The following is a 16,369-nucleotide window of genomic DNA, read 5'->3' as shown; positions in this document are numbered from 1 at the left end:
CACTCACAGACCGGTCCCGTACTGTCGTTCCATGCCACGCCGCACTGCGACGATGCTCGCCTCCACCCTGGTCCTGATCACTCTGCTCTGTGTGGGCGTCCTGGTCCCGGTGCCGTACGCGGAGATGAGCCCGGGGCCCACGTTCAACACCCTCGGCGAGGCCCGCGGGGAGTCCGTGCTCCAGATCTCGGGCACGCAGACGTACCCGACCGACGGCCACCTCAACATGACGACGGTGCGCGTCACCAGTGCCGACTACCGGATGAACATGGTCGAGGCCGTCTACGGCTGGCTCGCCCACGACAACGTCGTCGTCCCCAAGGAGACCCTCTACCCGGACGGCAAGACGGAGGAGGAGTCGAGCCAGGAGAACGCCGAGGAGTTCAGCCAGTCGCAGGAGAGTGCCAAGGTCGCCGCCCTCGGTGAGCTGAACATCCCGGTGACCACCCGGGTCGTCGTCGCCTCCGTCGTGAAGGACAGCCCCGCCCAGGGCAAGCTGCACGCCGGGGACGTCATCAAGTCCGTCGACGGCGTCCCCGTGAAGGAGCCGGGGGACGTCGCCAAGCAGGTGACCAAGCGCGAGCCGGGGGAGAGGGTCGAGTTCACGATCGTCCCCGCCAAGGAGGCCGCCGCGGCCGAGAAGGCCGGCAAGGAGCCCACCGCGACCGAGAAGGTCACCGTCACCACCGTGAAGTCCGAGGAGGGCGACCGGGCGATCGTCGGCATCCAGGCCGGCACCGACCACGTCTTCCCGTTCACCGTCGACATCAAGCTCGCCGACGTCGGCGGCCCCAGCGCCGGTCTGATGTTCGCGCTCGGCATCGTCGACAAGCTGACGCCCGAGAGCCTCACCGACGGCAAGTTCATCGCCGGCACGGGAACCATCGACGAGAAGGGCAAGGTGGGCCCGATCGGCGGTATCGAGATGAAGCTCGTCGGCGCGCGCAACGCCGGCGCCGAGTTCTTCCTCACCCCGGCCGACAACTGCGAGGCCGCCGCCTCCGACATCCCCGACGGCCTCACCCTGATCAAGGTGGACACCATCGACGACGCGAGGAAGTCGCTGGAGAAGCTCAGCAAGGGCGACACGAAGAACCTGCCCAGCTGCTCCACGAGCTAGGGGTACGCAAGCCGAAGGGGCGGCCCCGGTCACCGACCGGGGCCGCCCCTTTGTCACGTATGCCTCAGGACTCGAACGTCGCCGCCAGGGCGTCTGCGAGGCCCGGCACCAGGTCGGCGCCGGTCAGCACCTCGCTCGGGGAGTCCTTCTCCCGCAGCCGGATCGCCGCCTCGCGGGCGCCGTTGCGGAGCACGGCCACGGTCATCCGGACCTCCTGGCGGTCCGGGTGCCGGGCCACCCACTTCGCCAGGCCGGCCTCGTCAAGGCCGTCCGGCACGGACGCCTCGGCCGACGGGGGCAGCATCAGCCGCTCCACCGTCAGCGCGCAGCCGGCCACGGCGTCGGGCCAGGCGATGGTGCCGAGGAACTCGTCGAGGGGCTTCCCGGCCGGCAGCTCCTCCTGTTCGATAGGGGTGAAGGCGGCGGCTTCCGCGCCTTCGAGGCCGAGCTGGGAGGCGAGTCCCGGCTCCTGGGCGCGCAGTCGGGCGGTGTCGACCAGGGCGAAGAGCCGGGCGGGCCGGTCCCAGCCGAGGCCGGAGGCGTACTCGTCGATCTCGAGCACCGCGCGGGTGAGGGGGCTCGCGGCCATCGGGGTGCCGGAGGAGGAAAGGTTGGACATGACCAACATCCTGCCTCCTCTCCCCCCGAAGACGGGAACTAGGTAAAGCCTCAGTAAGTTGCACCAGTGGGCTCTACGATCGCGGGGCCTGCTTATCGACGCATCAACCTCGAGGGGCGCACGTTGGCTTTCCAGATGCCGGACCGCGGAGGCGGCGGAGGCCCGTCCGGGCCAAGGATCAGAGTCGGCCGGCCGTCCCGGCGGGCCCGCACCCTGCTCATGACGCTGGGCGTGCTGGCCGTCCTGGCCATGGCGTTCACCATGTTCGCCGGGTTCTGGACGGACTGGCTCTGGTACCGCTCGGTCCGTTACTCGTCCGTGTTCACCACGACCCTGTGGACCAAGATCGGCCTGTTCGCCGTCTTCGGTCTGCTCATGGGGCTCGCCGTCGGCCTGAACATCTGGCTGGCGCACCGGCTGCGGCCGCCGCTGAGCGCGATGTCGCTGGAACAGCAGAGCCTCGACCGGTACCGGATGGGCCTGGCCCCGTACAAGAAGTGGGTGCTGCTCGCGATCACCGCCCTGGTGGGCCTGATCGCCGGCGCCTCGGCCTCCGGCCAGTGGCGGACCTGGCTCATGTGGGTGAACGGGGTGCAGTTCGGCCAGAAGGACCCGCAGTTCCAGCTGGACGTGGCGTTCTACGCCTTCGACCTGCCCTGGTACCGCTTCCTGCTCGCCTTCGGCTTCGCCGCCACCGTCCTGTCGCTGATCGCCGCCGCGCTGACCCACTACCTGTACGGCGGATTGCGCGTCACCAGCCCCGGTGCGCGCGCCACCGCCGCCGCCACGGGTCACCTGTCGGTGCTGCTCGGCATCTTCGTCTCGCTGAAGGCCGTGGCGTACTGGCTCGACCGGTACGGCCTCGCCGTGAAGTCCAGCGACTTCAAGGCGGCCGGCAACTGGACGGGCCTGCGGTACGTCGACGCCAACGCCTATCTGCCGGCGAAGACGATCCTCTTCTGCATCGCCGCGATCTGTGCCGTGCTCTTCTTCGCGACGCTGTGGCGCCGCACCTGGCAGCTGCCCGTGATCGGCTTCGGCCTCATGGTCCTGTCGGCGATCCTGATCGGTGGCCTGTACCCGGCCATCGTGCAGAAGTTCCAGGTCCAGCCGAACGAGCAGGCCAAGGAAGCGCCGTACATCCAGAAGAACATCGACGCGACCCGCAAGGCGTACGCGATCGACTCGACGAAGCCGGAGAACTACTCCGGCGAGTCCACGGTCAAGAACAAGGACACGCTGCGCACCGACTCCGACACGGCGGCCAGCTACCGACTCCTCGACCCGAACATCGTCTCGCCGACGTTCCAGCAGCTGGAGCAGAAGCGGAAGTACTACCAGTTCCCGACGACCCTCGACATCGACCGCTACAAGGGCCAGGACACGGTCGTCGGCCTGCGTGAGCTCAACATCAAGGGCATCCCGAAGCGGAACTGGATCAACGACCACTTCACGTACACCCACGGCTACGGCGCGATCATGGCCGCGGGTACGCAGACGGACGCCAACGGCTCCCCGGTCTTCACCGAGGCCGGCCTGCCGACCACGGGACAGGTCGGCCCGTACCAGCAGCGGATCTACTACGGCGAGAAGACCGATCAGTACTCGATCGTCGGCGGGCCGCAGAAGGAGCTGGACTACGAGGAGAACGGCGAGAAGACCACCAGCTACGAGGGCAAGAGCGGGATCAACCTCTCCAACGCCTTCAACCGCGCCGCCTACGCCGTCGCGTTCAGCGAGCCGCAGATCCTCTACTCGGGGGCCATCGGCGAGGGCTCGCGGATTCTCTACAACCGCACGCCCAAGGAGCGCGTCGAGGCGGTCGCACCCTGGCTGACCATCGACGGCGACGCCTACCCGGCGGTCGTCGACGGCAGGATCCAGTGGATCGTCGACGCGTACACGACCACCAACGGCTACCCGTACGCCTCGCGTACGACGCTGGGGGAGACCACGGCCGACGCGCTGACGGTCGGGAACCAGCAGCGCGCGGTGGTGGCGCAGCAGAACCAGGTCAACTACATCCGCAACTCGGTGAAGGCCACCGTCGACGCCTACGACGGCACGGTCAAGCTCTACCAGTGGGACGAGGCGGACCCGGTCCTCAAGACGTGGATGAAGGCGTTCCCGGGCACCGTGGAGCCGCGTGAGGCGATCAAGGACAGCCTCATGCAGCACCTGCGCTACCCGCAGGACATGTTCAAGGTCCAGCGCGAGCTGCTGACCCGCTACCACGTCACGAACCCGGCGCAGTTCTACAGCGGTTCGGACGCCTGGCAGGTGCCGGACGACCCGACCAACAAGGACGGCAACGCGGTCCCGCCGTACTACCTGAGCCTGAAGATGCCCGCGGACACGCAGCAGCGGTTCTCGCTCACGACGACGTTCACGCCGAACGGGCGGCCCAACCTGGGCGGCTTCATGGCGGTCGACGCCGACGCGAAGAGCAAGGACTACGGGCGGATAAGGCTGCTGCGCGTGACCTCCGACGTACCCGGTCCCGCGCAGGTGCAGAGCAAGCTCAACGGTCTTCCGGACGTGGCCCAGTTCGTCCGGGACATGAAGGGCGCGGACTCCGACATCCAGTACGGAAACCTGCTCACGGTCCCGCTCGACGGCGGCTTCCTCTACGTGGAGCCGGTGTACGCCCAGGGCCGCAACGCGCTCTACCCGCTCCTGAAGAAGGTCGCGGTGTCGTACGTGGACGCGGACCAGCCGGACGGTGACACGACCAAGGACACCACGGTGTTCAAGGACAACCTCACCGAGGCGCTGAACGCGGTCTTCGGGGTGGAGGGCGTGACGCCGCCGCAGCCGGAGCAGCCCGGCACCAAGCCGCCGACGACGCCGAGCACCAACGACGCGGCCCTGAAGCAGGCCATCGCGGACGCGCAGAAGGCGTACGACGACGGTCAGGCGGCGCTGCAGAAGGGCGACTGGACCGCCTACGGCAAGGCCCAGGAGAGCCTGCAGGAGGCGCTCCAGCGGGCGGCTGACGCCGGCGCCAAGCTGCAGTCGGACCAGAAGCCCGCCGACCAGAAGCCGACGGACCAGAAGCCGACGGACCAGAACCCGGCGGGCAACGCGCCCAAGCCGGGGTCGACGCCGTCGACGAGCGCGAGCCCGCCGAGCGGCTGACGGCCGTGGTCGGGCACCACCCCGCGTCGTGATACCTTTACGGAACAACGACGCGGGGTGGAGCAGCTCGGTAGCTCGCTGGGCTCATAACCCAGAGGTCGCAGGTTCAAATCCTGTCCCCGCTACTGAAGACAAGGGCCCGGATCCATCAGGATCCGGGCCCTTGTCGTGCGCGGGGGGACGCGCCGACGCCCCGAAGACCGGTGGGGATGGGGCGAGTTGGAGTGAGACGTGTTTGACTTATCTCTCTGTGGGCATGTCGACAAAACGCTGAAGTGACCTCACTGGCTGCGGTATACCAGGTGTACGCGCGTTGCGGGTGGTGCGACGATGGATTTTATGGGGGACAGGGCAACTCTGTTGGAGACAGGGCGGTTTGTGCAACGGCATGCCAAGAATGCCGCCGATGACATCATCGAGGCCGTCGTGGCCGTCGATGCGACCGTCGACACCACCGCCGAGACCGATACCGAGACCGAGGCACGCCACCGGCGCGCCGCCGAGAACGGCGACGCCGCTTCGATGAGCGTGCTCGGCGCGCTGCTGCTGCGCCGCGGGGACCTGGACGGCGCGGAGCCGTACCTGCGCGCCGCCACCGCCGAGGGAGACCGCGCGGCCGCCAACAACCTGGGCGTGCTGCTGCACCAGCGCGGCTACGCGGAGGAGGCCGCGGGCTGGTGGCGGGTCGCCGCCGTCGCGGGCTCCGCGCCCGCCGCCCACGCGCTCGGCCGCCACCACCGCGAGCGCGGTGACGAACCCGCCGCCGAATACTGGCTGCGCCAGTCCGCCGAGCAGGGCCACGCCCTGGGCGCCTACGCCCTCGCCGACCTCCTGGAGCACCGCAGCGACGTCGGCGCCGAGCGCTGGCTGCGCGCCGCCGCCGAGCAGGGCCACCGCGAGGCCGCGTACCGGCTCGCCCTGGCCCTGGAGCGCCGCGCCCAGGAGGCGACCCGCGGCCCGTCCGCCGCAGGTGGTCTCTCGGCCCGCGACGCGCTCACCCACGACACGGGGGGCAGCGGCGCCGCCACGGGCACGGCCGCCGCGCCCGGCGGGGAGCTGGGGGAGGCCGAGCAGTGGTTCCGGCAGGCCGCCGCGCGGGGACACCGGAGGGCGGCGCTGCACCTCGGCGTCATCCTGGAGCAGCGGGGCGAACTCAAGGAGGCCGGGCGCTGGTACCTCAGCTCGGCCAAGGAGGGCGAGGCCAAGGCCGCCTGCGCCCTCGGCTTCCTGCTGCGTGACTCCGGTGACGAGGAGAGCGCCGCCGTGTGGTGGCTGCGTGCCGCCCAGGACGGCGACGGCAACGCCGCCAACGCGCTCGGCGCCCTGCACGCCGCCCGTGGCGAGCAGCAGACCGCCGAGCGCTGGTACCGCGCCGCCATGGACGCGGGCGATGTGAACGGGGCGTACAACCTCGGGCTGCTCTGCGCAGCCCAGGACCGCAACCAGCAGGCCGAGCAGTGGTACCGCCGCGCCGCCTACGCGGGCCACCGCGAGGCCGCCAACGCGCTCGCCGTCCTGCTCCTGCAGGCAGGGGACGCGAACGGCGCCGAGCCCTGGTTCTCCAAGGCCGCCGAGGCCGGCAGCGTGGACGCCGCCTTCAATCTCGGCATCCTCTACGCGGGTCGCGACGACGACCGTACGGCGCTGAGCTGGTACGAGCGCGCCGCCGCGGCGGGGCACACCGAGGCCGCCCTCCAGGTCGGCATCGCCAGCCTGCGGGACGGCGACGAGCAGACCGCCGAGCGCCATCTGCGGTGCGCGGCGGGCGGCGGCAGCGCCGAGGCCGCGTTCCGGCTCGCCACCGTCCTCGACGCGCGCCGGCCGGAGCCGGCCGCGCCCGCGCTGGGCGCCCCGCGCGCGGAGGAGAAGAGCGAGTGCGAGGAGTGGTACGAGCGCGCCGCCCAGCAGGGGCACCGGCGTGCACAGGTACGGGTCGGCATGCTGGCCGCCGCACGCGGTGACGTGGCGGACGCGGCCCACTGGTACCGCGAGGCCGCGGAGGCCGGCAGTCGTAACGGCGCCTTCAACCTCGGCCTGCTCCTCGCCCGCGAGGGCAGTGAGCGCGAGGCGGCCCTGTGGTGGACCCGCGCCGCCCGCGCCGGCCACGGCCGCGCCGCGCTCCGGCTCGCGCTGCTCGCGGCGCGGCGGGGAGAGCTGACGGAGGGGCGGCGCTGGTGCGCGCGGGCGGTGGAGCTCGGGCCTGCGGAGGTGGCGGAGCGGGCGGCGCGGCTGAGCGAGGCGCTGCACCAGGAGCTCACCGCTTAAGCGATTTGCGCTGGTGGAGGGGGTCCCGTAAGGTTGGGTTCACCGACGCGGGGTGGAGCAGCTCGGTAGCTCGCTGGGCTCATAACCCAGAGGTCGCAGGTTCAAATCCTGTCCCCGCTACTCAGTAGCAACGAAGGCCCGGATCCAGTCACTGGATCCGGGTCTTCGTCGTAGGCGGCTGCGTGCACGACGGGTACGCGAAAGGCCCCCCGATCGGAGTCGGGGGGCCTTTCGCGTGTCTCAGGCGGACGCCGCGCAGTTCGGGCAGATGCCCCTGTACGTGACCTCGACGTCCGAGATCGTGAAGCCGAAGCGCTCCGAGTCGGGGAGGTCCGCCAGCGGGTTGCCTGCCGGGTGGACGTCACGGATCGCGCCGCAGCGGCCGCAGACCAGGTGCTGGTGCGGGCGGTGGGCGTTCGGGTCGTACCGCTTGGCGCGGCCGTCCGTCGCGACTTCCATGACCTCGCCGAGCGTGACCATCTCACCCAGCGTGTTGTAGACGGTCGCCCGCGAGATCTCGGGGAGCCGCTCCACAGCGCGGGCGTGGACCTCGTCGGCGGTCAGATGCACATGATCCCCGTCGAGGACCTCGGCCACGACACGCCGCTGCGCGGTCATCCGCCAGCCGCGGCCGCGCAGTCGTTCCAACAGGTCGCTCATGAGGACCAGACTAACAGCGGGAGGGTCGGGGTCCCGAACGGGTGTGACTCTGGATGTCCACTGGACTTGGACATTGTCTATTGCGGGATCGAGTGCGGGCAAGCCGTGGGGCTCCGAGGGGGAGGGGGCCGGGCCTCGTGGCTCGACCCCCTCCCCGTGCTCAGCTCGCCATGGGCGCCGCGTGCCGGTGTGCCGGGGACCAGCAGCGGATGATGTCGCGTACGGAGACGATGCCGACCGGTCCATGACCGTCGAGGACGACGAGGTGACGGAAGCCGCCGTGCGTCATGGCCCCTGCCGCCTCCTCCAAAGTCCAGGTGGGGGCGGCGAAGACGATGTCGGTGGTGGTGTGGGAGCCCGCGGTCTCGTGGTCGGGATCCTGGTCCCGGGCGAGTGAGTTGAGGATGTCGCGTTCGGTGAGGATGCCGAGCCCGCCGGCGTCGGTGTCGAGAACGACCGCCGCGCCGACGCGGCGCGCCGACATCAGTCGAGCGGCCTGGCGAAGGGTATGGGCGGGACCGATGGTGAGGACCACCGTACTCATGGCGTCACGGACGAGCATGAAGGGAGCCACCTCCTTCGTGAATCCTTCAATGAGAAGCCCGGCGCCGGAGGCGCCTGAGGAGAGGATGCACAAGTTCACAAGTGGGGGGACTCTCAGAGTGACACCGGGCGAGGGGGCCGACAAGGGGGCGCGCGAGGCGCCCCCGGGGCATGCGGGGCGGTCAGTCCTTCTGGTTGAGGTAGCTCAGCAGCTCACCGTGGAGCAGACCGTTCGACGCGGCCGCGTTTCCGCTGTGCGGGCCGTGCCGGCCGTCCAGGCCGGTGAACGTGCCGCCCGCCTCCTGGACGACGATCGCCGTCGCCGCCATGTCCCAGAGCGAGAGCTCCGGCTCGGCGCAGATGTCCACCGCGCCCTCGGCGACCATCATGTACGGCCAGAAGTCGCCGTACGCGCGGGTCCGCCAGCACGCGCGCGTGAGGTCGAGGAAGCCCTCCAGGCGGCCCCGCTCCTCCCAGCCGCTCAGCGACGAGTACGCGAACGAGGCGTCGGCGAGCTGCGAGACCTTCGAGACGTGGATCCGCGTCGCCGAGGTCAGGCTGCGGCCCGTGTACGCGCCCGCGCCCTTCGCCGCCCACCAGCGACGGCCGAGCGCCGGTGCCGAGACCACGCCGACCACCGGCTGGAACCCGGTGTCACCGGCCTCCATCAGCGCGATCAGGGTCGCCCAGACCGGCACCCCGCGCACGTAGTTCTTGGTGCCGTCGATCGGGTCGATCACCCAGCGGCGCGGGCCGGTGCCCTCCACGCCGTACTCCTCGCCGAGGATCGCGTCGCGCGGCCGGGCACGCTGGAGCTGGCCGCGGATCAGCTCCTCGGCGGCCTTGTCGGCCTCGCTCACCGGTGTCATGTCCGGCTTGGTCTCGACCTTCAGGTCGAGTGCCTTGAACCGGTCCATCGTGGCCGCGTCGGCGGCATCCGCGAGGACATGGGCGAGGCGCAGATCGTCGTGGTAGTCGGCCATGGTCGAAACTCTATCCCTCGAAGGGACATCGCCCCACGGGAGCCCTTGACAGTGTGTGGCGACCCGTCAACTCTGAGCGCAGAACCGTTCTGGCCGGGAGGCGACGATGCCGACTGCCCGTGAGGCCCTGTTGGACGCCGCACTCGCGGCCCTGGCGGGGCTGCCCTGGTCCGCGGTCCGGATGGTCGACGTCGCCGCCGCCGCGGGTGTCTCCCGGCAGACCCTCTACAACGAGTTCGGCAGCAAGGAGGGGCTGGCCCGCGCGCTGGTACGACGCGAGGCCGACGCCTACCTCCAGGGAGTGGAGGCGGTCCTCGCCGAGCCCGCCCCGCCCGCGCGGAACCTCGCCGCCGTCGCGGAGTGGACCGTCGCCGAGGCCGGCACCCGGCCCCTGCTGCGCGCCCTGCTCACCGGCTGCTGGGGCGAGCGGCTGCCCACGCCGCGCCCCGCCAGGACCGGAGCCCGCGCCTCCGTCGTCCCCGCCCAGCGCCGCGCCGACGCGGGGGTGCCGTCCCCCGCCGATCTGCTCGGACTCGCGAGGGACCGGGCCGCGACGGCCCTGGGCCCGGACGACGGCCTGCTGTCGGGCTCGTGCGAGGTCGTCCTGCGCCTCGCGCTGTCGTACGTCGTCGCCCCCGAGCCCGCTGCCACGGACGCTCAGTGGGCGCCGCCCGAGAGCTGGAGGCCGACGATGCCCACGATCACCAGCGTGATCGAAACGATCTTCAGGGTCGACACGACGTCACCGAGGAAGATCATGCCGTAGATCGCGGTCCCCGCCGCGCCGATCCCGGTCCACACGGCGTAGGCCGGACCGACGTCCAGCTTGCGCAGCGCGAGGGTGAGCAGTCCGAAGCTTCCGAGCGCGAAGATCACGAAGGCGATGGTCGGCCAGAGCCGGGTGAAACTGTGCGAGAGCTTCAGGCTCACCGCGAACCCCGTCTCCAGGAGCCCGGCGACCACCACCAGCAGCCACGCCATCGTCAGTGCCTCCCACGCCGTCGGTGACTGCTTCGTCGCACTTGGTGCGAACTTGGTGCGATTATGCACTTACCAACAGCGAGCGGCCGCAAACGTGCTCGACTCAGTCGCCTTCGCGTCGCTCCCGCGTGGCCAGCAGCCGCCGCAGCGAGTTCAGCCGCGCCGGATCGGCGTGCCCGTCGGCCACCCACGCGTCCAGCGCGCAGTCCGGCTCGTCGTGGCCGCAGGCCCGCGGGCAGTCCTCCGTACCGGGGACGAGATCCGGGAAGGCGAGGATCACCCGGGACGGGTCGACGTGGTTGAGCCCGAACGACCGCACGCCCGGGGTGTCGATCACCCAGCCGCCGGCCGGGTCGTTCAGCGGCAGCGCGAGCGCCGAGGTGGTGGTGTGCCGGCCGCGGCCCGTGACCGCGTTGACCACGCCCGTGGTCCGCCGCCGGTCCTTCGGTACGAGGGCGTTGACCAGCGTCGTCTTGCCGACACCGGAGTGCCCGACGAACGCGGTGGTCCGCCCCGTCAGATGCTCGTGGACCCGTTCGGCGGCGACGCCGTCCACGAACTCGTCGCGGGTGGTCACCACATGGGGCACACCGAGCGCGCCGTACATCTCCAGGAGCTCGTCCGGCGGGGCCAGGTCCGACTTCGTCAGCACGAGCAGCGGAGTGAGCCCGCCGTCGTACGCGGCGACCAGACAGCGGTCGATCAGCCGCGGACGGGGCTCGGGATCGGCGAGCGCGGTGACGATCGCCAGCTGGTCGGCGTTGGCGACGACCACCCGCTCGAACGGGTCGTCGTCGTCGGCCGTTCGGCGGAGTACGGAGCTGCGCTCACCGATCCGTACGATCCGGGCCAGCGTGTCCTTCTCGCCGGACAGATCGCCCACGATCGAGACGCGGTCGCCGACGACGGCGGCCTTGCGGCCCAGCTCCCGCGCCTTCATCGCCATGACCACACGGTCGTCGACGAGACAGGTGAGCCGGCCCCGGTCCACGGTGAGGACCATGCCCTCGACCGCTTCCTCGTGCTTGGGACGGATGTTGGTCCGGGGACGGTTGCCCTTGGGGTTGGGACGCTGGCGGATGTCGTCCTCGTCGGTGTGCTTGCCGTAACGCCGCATGACTCAGACTCCGAGCATTTCGGTCCACATCCTGGGGAAGTCGGGCAAGGTCTTGGCCGTCGTCGCCACGTTCTCGATCTCCACGCCCTCGACCGCGAGGCCGATGATCGCGCCCGCCGTCGCCATCCGGTGGTCGTGGTACGTGTGGAAGACGCCGCCGTGCAGCGGGCGGGGGCGGATGTGCAGTCCGTCCTCGGTCTCCGTCACATCACCGCCGAGCTCGTTGATCTCCTTCGTCAGGGCCGCCAGGCGGTCCGTCTCGTGGAGCCGCAGATGGGCGACACCGCGCAGCGTGGAGGGCGAGTCGGCGAGCGCGGCGACCGCCGCGATGCCGGGCGTCAGCTCGCCGACCTCGCTCAGGTCGACGTCGATGCCGTGGATCCGGCCGGTACCGGTGAAGGTGAGGCCCGCGTCGGTCAGCTCGCAGGAGCCACCCATCTCGGTGAAGATCTCGCGCAGCGCGTCACCGGGCTGGGTGGTCCTGGCCGGCCAGTCGGGAACGGTGACCCGGCCGCCGGTCACCAGCGCGGCGGCCAGGAACGGCTGGGCGTTGGACAGGTCCGGCTCGACGACCAGATCCCGGCCGAGGAGCGCGGAGGGGGAGACCCGCCAGACGTTCGGCTCGCCACCGGTCTCCGGCTCGTCGACCTGGGCGCCGACCACGCGGAGCATGTCGACGGTCATCCGGATGTGCGGGAGGGAGGGCAGCTTCGCGCCCACATGGCGTACCTCCACCCCCTGGTTGAAGCGGGGCGCCGAGAGCAGCAGGGCGCTGACGAACTGGGAGGACGACGAGGCGTCGATCTCCACCGGGCCGCCGTCGAGGGCGCCGCCGCCGTGCACGGTCATCGGCAGCGCGCCGCGCCCGTCGTCGTCGATCCGGGCGCCGAGCACGCGCAGCGCGTCGATCACCCCGTGCAGCGGCCGTTCGTGGGAACGGGCGTCCCCGTCGAAGTGCACCGGACCGTCGGCGAGGGCGGCGACCGGCGGCAGGAAGCGCATGACCGTTCCGGCGTTGCCGACGTCGACGGTCGCCGGGCCGCGAAGACCGGCCGGGATGATCCGCCACGCCTCGCCCGTGCCGTCGGGGCCGACGCCCTCCTCGATCTTCACGCCGAGGGTGCGCAGGGCCTCCGCCATCAGGAGCGTGTCGCGGGAGCGCAGCGGGCGGCGCAGCCAGCCAGGCTCGGCGGCGAGCGCGGCGAGGACCAGACCGCGGTTGGTGACCGACTTGGATCCGGGCACGGTGACGGTCGCGTCGACGGCACCGCTCGCATAGGGGGCGGGCCAGAGGTCGTAGGTCGTCGGGTCGGAGTGCGCGGAGCTTTCGGTCATGCCCTCACTTTAGTGGGGCCCACACCGACTAGAGCCCCAGCAGCCAGCGGCCTCCGCCGATCAGGGAGCAGATCGAGACCGCGTGGAAGAGGAACAGCCACATCACCGGGTGGACGTGGGTGAGCCGGGCGAGCTGGTCGGCGTCGGAGTCCGGCGCCCCGCCGTGGCGTCGCTTCCCCTGCAGCTCGAAGACCGGGCGGACGCCTCCGACGAGGAGGAACCAGACGACGGAGTACGCGAACGCCGACTGGACGTCCGGGCCGGTCAGCCAGGAGACCAGGAGGAACGCGGCGCCCGTGAGGAGGACGGTGAAGATCCCGTACGCGTTGCGGACCATCACGAGCATGACCAGCAGGAGCGCGGTGGCGACCCAGAGGAGGAGCGTGATCCGGTGGGCGGCGAGCAGCCAGGCGCCGCCGAGGCCGAGCAGCGGGGCGGCGGTGTAGCCGGCGGCCGCGGTGAGGATCATGCCGAGGCCGCTCGGGCGGCCGCGGGAGACGGTGAGCCCGCTGGTGTCCGAGTGGAGCCGGATGGACTGGAGGCGGCGGCCGGTGACGAGCGCGATCAGACCGTGGCCGCCCTCGTGGGCGATGGTGATGGCGTTGCGGGACAGCCGCCATATCGCGCGGGGGAGGGTGACGGCGAGGGCGGCGACGGCGGTCGCGATCACCAGCCACAGTTCCGGGGCGGGCTGCGTGCCGAGGACTTCGGTCATGTTGTGGACTGTCTCCTCGGGTGGGATCAAGAAGGTGCCGGTGCGGAGCACCGTCGTTGAGGGGTGGTGGTCGGGCGACGGGAGGGAGTGGCAGTGTGGCACGTATGTGCGGACGGTTTGCAGCGAGCAGGCGGCCCGAGGACCTGGTGGGTGTCTTCGAGGTCGAGAAGTGGGAGCCCGAGGAGACCCTGGCTCCGGACTGGAACGTGGCCCCCACCAAGGAGGTCTACGCGGTTCTGGAGCGTCCTCTCAAAGACGCGGATTCGCCGCGGCCGGTTCGCCAGCTGCGGACGCTGAAGTGGGGACTCGTACCCTCCTGGTCCAAGACGCCGGAGGGCGCGGCCCGGATGATCAACGCGCGGGCCGAGTCCGTGCACGAGAAGCCGTCGTTCCGCCGGGCGTTCTCCGCGCGCCGGTGCATCCTGCCGGCGGACGGCTATTACGAGTGGGTGACCGGGGCCGGGGAGCGGGACCTGGAGGTCGAGGGGAAGAAGAAGCGGCCGAGGAAGCAGCCGTACTTCGTGACCCCGGCCGACGGCTCGGTCTTCGCGATGGCCGGGCTCTACGAGTTCTGGCGCGACCGCACCCTGCCGGACGACCACCCGGAGGCCTGGTGGGTGACCTGCTCCGTCATCACGACCGAGGCGGAGACCGGACCCCTGGGAGTGGCTCCTGAGGAAGGCCCCCGGTCGCTCGCGGACATCCACCCCCGGATGCCGCTGATGCTGACCCCGGACCGCTGGGACGCGTGGCTGGACCCGCGGCGCACGGACGTGGAGGAGCTGAAGGGTCTGCTCGTACCGCCGCCCGGGGGACTCATGCGGGCGTACCCGGTGGCGACGGCCGTGAGCAACGTCCGCAACAACGGCCCGGAGCTCCTGAAGGAGCTGGACGGTCCGGAGGTCGGCACGCTGTTCTGAGCGCCGCGCCGGACGGTCCCGCGCGGCAGGATGATCGGGTGACCAAGAGCGAGATCGTATCGACCGAGGCCGGGGACGCCCGGATCACCTGGCACCCCGGGAAGAAGCCGTGGGCGGTCCTGGCCCTCAGCCACGGGGCCGGGGGCGGCATCGAGGCACGCGACCTCCAGGCACTGGCCGGCGCGCTGCCCGCGCAGGGGGTGACCGTCGCGCTTGTCGAGCAGCCCTGGCGGGTCGCCGGGAAGAAGGTGGCGCCCGCGCCGAAGACCCTGGACACCGGGTGGCGCGGGATCTGGCCCGCCCTCGCCGAGCCCGGCCTGCCCGTGATCGCGGGCGGCCGCAGCGCCGGCGCCCGGGTCGCCTGCCGGACCGGGAAGGAGCTGGGCGCCACCGCCGTGCTCGCCCTGAGCTTCCCGCTGCACCCGCCGGGCAAGCCGGAGAAGTCCCGCGCCGACGAGCTCCTCGCCACCGGCCTGCCCACCCTCGTCGTCCAGGGCGGCAACGACCCCTTCGGGAAGCCCGGGGAATTCCCCGAAGGGGAGTACGGATTCGTGGAGGTGCCGTACGGCGATCACGGCTTCGCCGTCGCCAAGCGCGCGCCCCTCGCACAGGACGAAGCCCTCGATCTCATCGTCCGAGACGTCTCCGGGTGGGTCGCGTCACTCCGGGAATGCTGAGCGGGCGTCCACGGTTGTGACCCATGTCGGTGTGAGAGCAAGGAAGAGGGAGTCCGTCGCATGGGTTCGACCATCTGCCCCGAGCGCGCGCAGGCCGCTGACCTCGACTGGACAGTGCTGCCTGCGCCCAAGAACGCCCCTATTCGGGCGGCGGGCGGAGCGGTTCCTCGTCTATCCTCCGAAACGAGCGGGTCCGCATTCGGGTTCGCCGCAGCGCTGGAGGAGGTGGGTCCGGTCACTGGGACCGACACAGGGACCGACGACGGCCCCGAGGAGACGACCGAGGAGCGCAACGCGCGCTTCGAGCGGGACGCCCTCGGATACCTCGACCAGATGTACTCCGCCGCGCTGCGCATGACGCGCAACCCCGCAGACGCCGAGGACCTGGTGCAGGAGACGTATGCCAAGGCGTACGGCTCGTTCCACCAGTTCCGCGAGGGTACGAACCTGAAGGCGTGGCTGTACCGCATCCTCACCAACACCTTCATCAACTCGTACCGCAAGAAGCAGCGCGAACCCCAGCGCAGCGCTGCCGAGGAGATCGAGGACTGGCAGCTCGCCCGCGCCGAGTCGCACATGTCGACCGGGCTGCGGTCCGCCGAGTCACAGGCCCTCGACCACCTGCCGGACTCCGACGTGAAGGAAGCGCTTCAGGCGATCCCCGAGGAATTCCGCATCGCCGTCTATCTGGCGGACGTAGAGGGCTTTGCGTACAAGGAGATCGCGGACATCATGGGTACACCCATCGGTACGGTGATGTCCCGACTGCACCGGGGCCGCCGCCAGTTGCGCGGCATGCTCGAGGACTACGCCCGCGACCGCGGGCTCGTTCCCGCGGGCGCCGGAGAGTCGAACGAATTGAAAGGCTCGGGCTCATGAGCTGCGGAGAGCCGCACGAGACGGATTGCTCAGAGGTCCTGGATCATCTCTACGAGTTCCTCGACCACGAGATGCCCGACAGTGACTGCACCAAGTTCGAGGTGCACTTCGAGGAGTGCTCCCCGTGCCTGGAGAAGTACGGCCTGGAGCAGGCGGTGAAGAAGCTCGTCAAGCGCTGCTGCGGCAGTGACGACGTGCCCACCGATCTGCGGGCCAAGGTGATGGGCCGCATCGACCTGATCCGCTCGGGGCACCTGGTGCCCGAGCAGGACGTGACGGATATGACGGACGTGACGGATGTGACGGCGACCGCCCAGGAGTGACCGCCGTCCCTGTCCCCCCTGCCTGAAGGGCCGCCGCGACACGATCGCGGCGGCCCTCATGCATACATCAGCTTGTATCACCCGATGGTGCGAA

The 16,369-nt window shown here is 70.8% G+C and carries 16 protein-coding genes and 2 tRNA genes; 10 read left to right on the top strand and 8 right to left on the bottom strand.

The genetic code is table 11. The features are described 5' to 3' along the window. The first annotated feature begins 31 nt into the window (after window positions 1-31). The gene (locus FDM97_RS29035; protein ID WP_137993459.1) at window positions 32-1,120 is read left to right on the top strand and encodes a YlbL family protein; all 1,089 of its coding nucleotides are present in this window, start codon (window positions 32-34) and stop codon (window positions 1,118-1,120) included. Between the two features lie 64 nt (window positions 1,121-1,184). On the opposite strand, the gene FDM97_RS29030 is transcribed toward FDM97_RS29035, so the two are convergent. Next, window positions 1,185-1,739 (bottom strand): PPA1309 family protein, encoded by a 555-nt coding sequence (locus FDM97_RS29030; protein ID WP_137993458.1) that lies wholly within the window; start codon window positions 1,737-1,739, stop codon window positions 1,185-1,187. Window positions 1,740-1,874: 135 nt separating this feature from the next. Here FDM97_RS29030 and FDM97_RS29025 point away from each other — a divergent pair, with 135 nt between their 5' ends. The 4 genes from FDM97_RS29025 (at window position 1,875) to FDM97_RS29010 (ending at window position 7,262) form a co-directional block, all read left to right on the top strand. Then, entirely contained in the window at window positions 1,875-4,877 is a 3,003-nt protein-coding gene (locus tag FDM97_RS29025; protein ID WP_137993457.1) for a UPF0182 family membrane protein, read from the top strand. A gap of 51 nt (window positions 4,878-4,928) precedes the next feature. Beyond that, window positions 4,929-5,002: transfer RNA gene (locus tag FDM97_RS29020), tRNA-Met, on the top strand. A gap of 205 nt (window positions 5,003-5,207) precedes the next feature. Beyond that, the gene (locus FDM97_RS29015) at window positions 5,208-7,142 is read left to right on the top strand and encodes a tetratricopeptide repeat protein (RefSeq protein WP_137993456.1); all 1,935 of its coding nucleotides are present in this window, start codon (window positions 5,208-5,210) and stop codon (window positions 7,140-7,142) included. Between the two features lie 46 nt (window positions 7,143-7,188). Then, window positions 7,189-7,262: transfer RNA gene (locus tag FDM97_RS29010), tRNA-Met, on the top strand. Window positions 7,263-7,382: 120 nt separating this feature from the next. Here FDM97_RS29010 and FDM97_RS29005 read toward each other — a convergent pair. The 3 genes from FDM97_RS29005 to hisN all read right to left on the bottom strand — a co-directional run bounded on the left by FDM97_RS29005 (window position 7,383) and on the right by hisN (window position 9,328). Then, complete coding sequence (locus FDM97_RS29005; protein WP_137993455.1) at window positions 7,383-7,802, bottom strand: Fur family transcriptional regulator; 420 nt, start codon at window positions 7,800-7,802, stop codon at window positions 7,383-7,385. Between the two features lie 160 nt (window positions 7,803-7,962). After that, window positions 7,963-8,364 (bottom strand): CBS domain-containing protein, encoded by a 402-nt coding sequence (locus FDM97_RS29000; RefSeq protein ID WP_137993454.1) that lies wholly within the window; start codon window positions 8,362-8,364, stop codon window positions 7,963-7,965. A gap of 163 nt (window positions 8,365-8,527) precedes the next feature. Then, entirely contained in the window at window positions 8,528-9,328 is an 801-nt protein-coding gene (gene hisN, locus FDM97_RS28995) for a histidinol-phosphatase (protein ID WP_137993453.1), read from the bottom strand. Window positions 9,329-9,434: 106 nt separating this feature from the next. Here hisN and FDM97_RS28990 point away from each other — a divergent pair, with 106 nt between their 5' ends. Beyond that, window positions 9,435-10,094 carry a TetR/AcrR family transcriptional regulator gene (locus FDM97_RS28990; RefSeq protein ID WP_137993452.1) on the top strand — a complete coding sequence of 220 codons (660 nt, stop codon included), beginning with the start codon at window positions 9,435-9,437 and terminating at the stop codon, window positions 10,092-10,094. On the opposite strand, the gene FDM97_RS28985 is transcribed toward FDM97_RS28990, so the two are convergent. From FDM97_RS28985 to FDM97_RS28970, 4 genes are all read right to left on the bottom strand, one after another. Further along, entirely contained in the window at window positions 9,986-10,309 is a 324-nt protein-coding gene (locus tag FDM97_RS28985) for a DMT family transporter (RefSeq protein WP_137993451.1), read from the bottom strand. The genes FDM97_RS28990 and FDM97_RS28985 overlap by 109 nt on opposite strands. Window positions 10,310-10,412: 103 nt before the next feature. Then, window positions 10,413-11,426, bottom strand: a complete 1,014-nt coding sequence (gene rsgA, locus FDM97_RS28980) for a ribosome small subunit-dependent GTPase A (protein WP_137993450.1) — start codon at window positions 11,424-11,426, stop codon at window positions 10,413-10,415. Window positions 11,427-11,429: 3 nt separating this feature from the next. Then, on the bottom strand, window positions 11,430-12,761 hold the full coding sequence (gene aroA, locus FDM97_RS28975; RefSeq protein ID WP_137993449.1) for a 3-phosphoshikimate 1-carboxyvinyltransferase: 1,332 nt from the start codon (window positions 12,759-12,761) through the stop codon (window positions 11,430-11,432). Window positions 12,762-12,789: 28 nt separating this feature from the next. Next, on the bottom strand, window positions 12,790-13,476 hold the full coding sequence (locus FDM97_RS28970) for a M50 family metallopeptidase (RefSeq protein ID WP_137993448.1): 687 nt from the start codon (window positions 13,474-13,476) through the stop codon (window positions 12,790-12,792). Between the two features lie 104 nt (window positions 13,477-13,580). Here FDM97_RS28970 and FDM97_RS28965 point away from each other — a divergent pair, with 104 nt between their 5' ends. The 4 genes from FDM97_RS28965 (at window position 13,581) to rsrA (ending at window position 16,275) form a co-directional block, all read left to right on the top strand. Next, window positions 13,581-14,396 (top strand): SOS response-associated peptidase, encoded by an 816-nt coding sequence (locus FDM97_RS28965; protein ID WP_137995088.1) that lies wholly within the window; start codon window positions 13,581-13,583, stop codon window positions 14,394-14,396. A 38-nt stretch (window positions 14,397-14,434) separates the two neighbouring features. Continuing rightward, entirely contained in the window at window positions 14,435-15,073 is a 639-nt protein-coding gene (locus tag FDM97_RS28960) for an alpha/beta hydrolase family protein (RefSeq protein WP_137993447.1), read from the top strand. Between the two features lie 225 nt (window positions 15,074-15,298). Beyond that, window positions 15,299-15,952, top strand: a complete 654-nt coding sequence (locus FDM97_RS28955; protein ID WP_217510273.1) for a sigma-70 family RNA polymerase sigma factor — start codon at window positions 15,299-15,301, stop codon at window positions 15,950-15,952. Further along, window positions 15,949-16,275 (top strand): mycothiol system anti-sigma-R factor, encoded by a 327-nt coding sequence (gene rsrA / locus FDM97_RS28950; RefSeq protein WP_137993445.1) that lies wholly within the window; start codon window positions 15,949-15,951, stop codon window positions 16,273-16,275. The genes FDM97_RS28955 and rsrA overlap by 4 nt, the downstream gene beginning before the upstream one ends. The last annotated feature ends 94 nt before the right edge of the window (window positions 16,276-16,369 follow it).

Origin of the sequence: Streptomyces vilmorinianum (assembly GCF_005517195.1) — a bacterium.
In the GTDB taxonomy this organism is placed as follows: domain Bacteria; phylum Actinomycetota; class Actinomycetes; order Streptomycetales; family Streptomycetaceae; genus Streptomyces; species Streptomyces vilmorinianum.
This window is presented reverse-complemented; position numbering and strand designations above follow the sequence as displayed.

Bases quoted from the DNA above. Each gene is read 5' to 3' on its own strand.
- FDM97_RS29035 (WP_137993459.1), top strand. From the start codon at position 32: ATGCCACGCCGCACTGCGACGATGCTCGCCTCCACCCTGGTCCTGATC.
- FDM97_RS29030 (WP_137993458.1), bottom strand. From the start codon at position 1,739: ATGTCCAACCTTTCCTCCTCCGGCACCCCGATGGCCGCGAGCCCCCTC.
- FDM97_RS29025 (WP_137993457.1), top strand. From the start codon at position 1,875: ATGCCGGACCGCGGAGGCGGCGGAGGCCCGTCCGGGCCAAGGATCAGA.
- FDM97_RS29015 (WP_137993456.1), top strand. From the start codon at position 5,208: ATGGATTTTATGGGGGACAGGGCAACTCTGTTGGAGACAGGGCGGTTT.
- FDM97_RS29005 (WP_137993455.1), bottom strand. From the start codon at position 7,802: ATGAGCGACCTGTTGGAACGACTGCGCGGCCGCGGCTGGCGGATGACC.
- FDM97_RS29000 (WP_137993454.1), bottom strand. From the start codon at position 8,364: ATGCTCGTCCGTGACGCCATGAGTACGGTGGTCCTCACCATCGGTCCC.
- hisN (WP_137993453.1), bottom strand. From the start codon at position 9,328: ATGGCCGACTACCACGACGATCTGCGCCTCGCCCATGTCCTCGCGGAT.
- FDM97_RS28990 (WP_137993452.1), top strand. From the start codon at position 9,435: ATGCCGACTGCCCGTGAGGCCCTGTTGGACGCCGCACTCGCGGCCCTG.
- FDM97_RS28985 (WP_137993451.1), bottom strand. From the start codon at position 10,309: ATGGCGTGGCTGCTGGTGGTGGTCGCCGGGCTCCTGGAGACGGGGTTC.
- rsgA (WP_137993450.1), bottom strand. From the start codon at position 11,426: ATGCGGCGTTACGGCAAGCACACCGACGAGGACGACATCCGCCAGCGT.
- aroA (WP_137993449.1), bottom strand. From the start codon at position 12,761: ATGACCGAAAGCTCCGCGCACTCCGACCCGACGACCTACGACCTCTGG.
- FDM97_RS28970 (WP_137993448.1), bottom strand. From the start codon at position 13,476: ATGACCGAAGTCCTCGGCACGCAGCCCGCCCCGGAACTGTGGCTGGTG.
- FDM97_RS28965 (WP_137995088.1), top strand. From the start codon at position 13,581: ATGTGCGGACGGTTTGCAGCGAGCAGGCGGCCCGAGGACCTGGTGGGT.
- rsrA (WP_137993445.1), top strand. From the start codon at position 15,949: ATGAGCTGCGGAGAGCCGCACGAGACGGATTGCTCAGAGGTCCTGGAT.